General features: G+C 64.3%; 4 protein-coding genes. All 4 read right to left on the bottom strand.

Going from position 1 to position 4,841, the window contains the following annotated elements:
- Nucleotides 1-1,004 (bottom strand): sugar ABC transporter ATP-binding protein (locus EOA29_RS25030; protein WP_145969783.1); only part of this gene is annotated, 1,004 nt, incomplete at its 3' end.
- Nucleotides 1,005-1,159: 155 nt separating this feature from the next.
- Entirely contained in the window at nt 1,160-2,155 is a 996-nt protein-coding gene (locus EOA29_RS25025; RefSeq protein WP_126091883.1) for an ABC transporter substrate-binding protein, read from the bottom strand.
- 155 nt (nt 2,156-2,310) lie between these two features.
- Nucleotides 2,311-3,309 carry an aldo/keto reductase gene (locus EOA29_RS25020; protein ID WP_126091884.1) on the bottom strand — a complete coding sequence of 333 codons (999 nt, stop codon included), beginning with the start codon at nt 3,307-3,309 and terminating at the stop codon, nt 2,311-2,313.
- 47 nt (nt 3,310-3,356) lie between these two features.
- Nucleotides 3,357-4,841, bottom strand: a 1,485-nt coding sequence (locus EOA29_RS25015) for an altronate dehydratase family protein (RefSeq protein WP_245468532.1), incomplete at its 5' end; no start/stop codon positions are given.

Below are 4,841 nucleotides of genomic sequence, written 5' to 3'. Positions count from 1 at the left end.
GAGTTGACCTGGACCTCCTTGCCTTGCCAGAGGATCTGTCCGGTCGACTTTTTGTGGCGGCCATAGAGCGTGGTGACGAATTCGCTGCGGCCGGCGCCGATCAGGCCGTAAAGGCCGACGATCTCGCTGGCGCGGACGGTCATCGAAACGTTCTCAAAGCCCTTGCCGGAGAGGTTCCGCGTCTCGACGATCGTCGCGCCCGGCGTGAAATGCTCCTTGTGGTAGATCTGCTCGATCGAGCGGTTGATCATCAGCTTGACCAGTTCCGGCTCGCTGGTCTCGGCGATGGTGCGGGTGCCGACGAGGGTGCCGTCGCGCAGCACCGAGACGCGGTCGGCGAGCTCGAACACCTCCTCCATGCGGTGGCTGATATAGATGATGGTGACACCTTCGCCCTTCAGCCGGCGGATCAGCTTGAAAAGCTGGTCGGCTTCCTTGCGGGTGAGATAGGCGGTCGGCTCGTCGAAGATCAGGAATTTCGTGCCGCGCACGGTGGCGCGCGCTGCGGCGATCAGCTGCTGCTGGCCGATGGTGAGGTCGCCGAGCATGACATGCGCCGGCAGGTCGAAGCCGAGGCCGTCGATGATCTTCTGCGCTTCCTTGACCATGGCGCGCTGCTGCAACAGGCCGAAGCGTGAATTCTCCTCGCCGAGGAACATGTTCGCTGCGACGGTAAGGTGGCGGCAGAGCACGACCTCCTGGTGGACGGCATTGATGCCGAGCGCCATCGCCTCATGCGGGGTGGCGAGCGCTTCCGGCTTGCCTTCCCATATCACTTCGCCTGAGGTACGCGGCATGACGCCGGTAAGCAGCTTGATCAGCGTCGACTTGCCGGCGCCGTTCTCGCCGACGATGGCGTGGATCTCGCCCGACTTGAAGGCAAGGTCCACCGGCTTCAGCGCATGCGTGCCGGGATAGCGTTTTTCGAGACCTTTCAGCTCAAGGATCGTCCTGCCCGGTTCCAACGTGGGTGCGGGATGCAGTTCCTGCGCCGTCGATGTCATGACAATCCTCCCAGATTGGCCTCAACCGTTTGGGTACGCAGCGATGCGTCTTGAGCGCGCATCTTGAGCCTAAAGCAAGCGGGGGAATTGCCAAGCCGCCCGCAGCGGATGTTTCCGGGGCGCAATGGCCCCGGAAACGACACTCATGGCAGCGCTTACTTGAGCTTCGGGTTGAGCAGCGCGTCGATCTTCGGATCCTTCATGTTGTCCTTGGTGACGAGGTTGGCGCCGGTGTCGACATTGGCCTCGACCTTCTCGCCCTTCGAGGCGGCTAAAGCGGTCTTGATGCCGTCGTAACCCATCCGGTACGGATCCTGGACGACGAGGCCGGAGATGACGCCGTCGTTCAAGAACTTGATCAGCTTCTCGTCGCTGTCGAAGCCGATCAGCCCAACCTTGCCGGCAAGGTTATTCTCGGCGATCGCCTGGCCGACGCCCTGCGCCATGATCAGGTTCGAGGCGAAGATACCCTTGAGGTCGGGATTGGCGGTGATCAGGTCGGTCGCGATGTTGAGGCCGGTCGTGGCCTGGCCGTCGGCATATTTGTCGGCGACGAGCTCAAGGCCGGGATATTTCGCCTTGAGCTGTTCCTTGAACCCTTGCGCGCGCTGCTCGAGCGAGCCGGCGCCAGGAAGCGCGGTGATCAGCGCGACCTTGCCTTCGACCTTGCCGCCATTGGCGGCGGCGATCGCTGCGGCGAGACCGTCAGCCGCGACGCGGCCGCCCTGGACGTTGTCGGTGGTCAGGAAGGAGGTGAAAGCCTTGGATTCGGCGCTGGAGTCGATGCCGATGACCTTGACCTTGGTCGCCGCCTCGTCGATCGGCTTGCCGAGCGCCTTGGCTTCGGTCGGCGCGATCACGACCGCTGCCGGATTGCCGGCGACGGCGTTCTCGAGGATCGAGATCTGGCCGTTGACATCGGTCTCGGCCTGGGCGCCGAGTTCCGGCACGTTGATACCGAGGTCCTTGCCGGCCTTGCGGGCGCCGGCCAGCACGATCTGCCAGTAGAAGGAGGTGGTGTCCTTGACGATGATCGGGATGGTCACGTCGGCCGCCGAGGCGGGTGCCGAATGCATCGCGCCGGCGAGCATCGAAGCGGCGGCGAGAGCCACGAAGGCGCGGCGGTTGAGAAGGCTGGTCACGAATTTCATTAGGTTCCTCCCTAAGGTCGCCTGTTGAAGGTTGCGGAAGGTCCATCTGGATAGGCGCGGTCCAAACGAACTTTATCAATAAAAAACATTTGCTGTATTTTGATAGTGCATCGGTCTGACCAATGCAAGCGGGTGTTGGTGCCGATTGCGTGATGTCAACCGAGTTGCTGGACGATCGTGTAGGGATCGTATTTGGCGAACTCCGCCGAAGGCACCTTGATGTCCAGCAGTTCGAGATTGCGCGTCAGATTGGCGGGCTTGGCCGTGCCGGTCAGCACCGAGGCGACGACCGGCTCATGCAGCGGAAACTGGAACGCGGCCGCGGCCAGCGGGTACCCGCCTTCTCCAGCGATCCTCTCCATCGCATCGACCCGGTCGAGAATATCCTTGCTCGCCGGCAGATAGTCGAAATGCGCGCCGTGCACCGGACCCGTCGCCAATATGCCGGAGTTGAAGACGCCGCCGACGATCAGCGAAGTCTGCCGTTCGCGGCAGAGCGGCAGCAATTCGGCCTCGGCGCTGCGGTCGAGCAGCGAATAGCGGCTGGCGAGGAGGATGCAGTCGAGCGGCGCCCGTCTCAGCACGTCGAGGCAGATCTGGACTTCGTTGACGCCGAGGCCATAGGCGGAGATCGTGCCGGACGATTTCAGCTCTTCCAGCGCCTTCAGCCCGCCGTCCATCAATTGGCGGAAATGCAGCTTCGTCTTCTCGACGCCGTGCGTGTAGACACCGATGTCGTGGACGAACAGGATGTCAATTCTGTTGAGGCCGAGCCGCGCGTAGGAGAAATCCACCGAGCGCATGATCCCATCATAGGAATAGTCGTAGTCGAGCGCGAAGGGCAGCGGATCGACATAGGAGTGATCGGGAACCTGGTCCTCCGGCACCGGGCGGAACAGGCGCCCGACCTTGGTCGACAGCACATAGGACGAGCGCGGCTTCTCGCGCAGGAAGTCACCGGTCCGCCGCTCGGACAGGCCAAAGCCGTAAAAGGGCGCGGTGTCGAAATAGCGCAAGCCGCTGTCCCAGGCCGTCTGCAGCGTTTCCATCGCGGGCTCGCGCGGACAGGCCCGGTAGAGGCCGCCGATCGCGGCGCCGCCGAAGCTGATCTCGGTCACTTCGAGCGCAGTCGTGCCGATCCGGCGTTTGTTCATCAAAGCCTCCCCTTTGCCGTTCGACCGGCCGTTATTTTTGACAGCACTTAGAGCGTCGCGCCGAGATGCCAGGGGACAAACTCGTTGTCGCCGTAGCCGAACGCCTCGCTCTTGGTCTTGCGGCCGGACGCCGTCTCGACGATCAGCTCGAAGATCTCGCGGCCCATGCCGGCGATGGTCTTCTCGCCGGAGGCGATGACGCCGCAATTGACGTCCATGTCCTCCTCCATCTGGTGGTACATGGTCGAGTTGGTGGCGACCTTGATCGACGGCGTCGGCCGGCAGCCGAAGCAGGAACCGCGGCCCGTGGTGAAGACGATGACGTTGGCGCCGCCGGCGACCTGACCGGTGGCCGAGACAGGATCGTAGCCGGGCGTGTCCATGAACACCAACCCGCTGCCGCTGACCTTCTCGGCGTAGCCGAAGACGCCGTTGAGCGGGGTCTGGCCGCCCTTGGCGACGGCGCCCAGCGACTTCTCCAGGATGGTGGTCAGGCCGCCGCGCTTGTTGCCGGGCGAGGGGTTGTTGTCGATCGAGGCGCCATGCTTGGCGGTATGGTCTTCCCACCATTTCACATAGCTGTCGAGCTTGGCGGCGATCTCGGGCGAGGCAGCGCGATAGGCCAGCAGGTGCTCGGCGCCGTAGATTTCGGTCGTTTCCGACAGGATGCCGATTCCGCCGACGCCGGCGAGGATATCGACGGCCGCGCCCAGCGCCGGGTTGGCGGTGATGCCGGACATGCCGTCCGAGCCGCCGCATTGCAGGCCGACGACGATGTCGCTGACAGGGATCGGCTCGCGCTGCAACTGGCCGACTTCCTCGGCGATCTCGGCCAGCACGCCCATCGCCTTCTCGACCGATTTGCGCGAGCCGCCAGCCTCCTGGATGTTGAAATGGCGCTTGCCGGCGGCGACGCCCTTTTGGCCGTAAAGCGTGAGCTGGTTGACCTCGCAACCGAGCCCCACCATCAGCACGCCGCCGAAATTCGGGTGGCGCGCATAGCCGGCGAGCGTCCGGTGAAGGACCATCATGCCGTCGCCGGTCGCGCTCATGCCGCAGCCTTGGCCGTGAACGATCGGCACGAAGCCGTCGATGCCGGGATATTTCGGCAACAGCGTGCGGTTCGCCTGGTCGGCAATGGCGTGGCAGACGGTGGCCGAGCAATTGACGCTGGCAATGATGCCGATGAAGTTGCGGGTGCCGGCGCGGCCGTCGGCGCGGCGGTAGCCCATGAAGGTGCGGGCGCGATCTGCCTCCGTCGCGTGCACGGCCTCGCTTGGCGGCACCACGGGCAGGCGTCCGCTCTCGAACACCAGATTGTGCGAATGGACGTGTTCGCCTGGCGCGATGGCTTGAGTGGCGCGGCCGATCGCCTGCGCATATTTCACCACCGCTTCGCCGGCCGCGATCGGCTTGATCGCCACCTTGTGCCCGGGGTCGATCGCCGCCGCCGCGACCGCGCCGCCGGGCAAGGCCGCGCCGATCTCGATACGGCCATTGGCAACCGCGACATTGTCGGCGGGGGAGAGCTG

Origin of the sequence: Mesorhizobium sp. M1E.F.Ca.ET.063.01.1.1 (genome assembly GCF_003998155.1) — a bacterium.
Taxonomy (GTDB): Bacteria; Pseudomonadota; Alphaproteobacteria; order Rhizobiales; family Rhizobiaceae; genus Mesorhizobium.
Note: the sequence above shows the minus strand (reverse complement) of the source record. Positions and strands in the feature narration are given on the sequence as shown.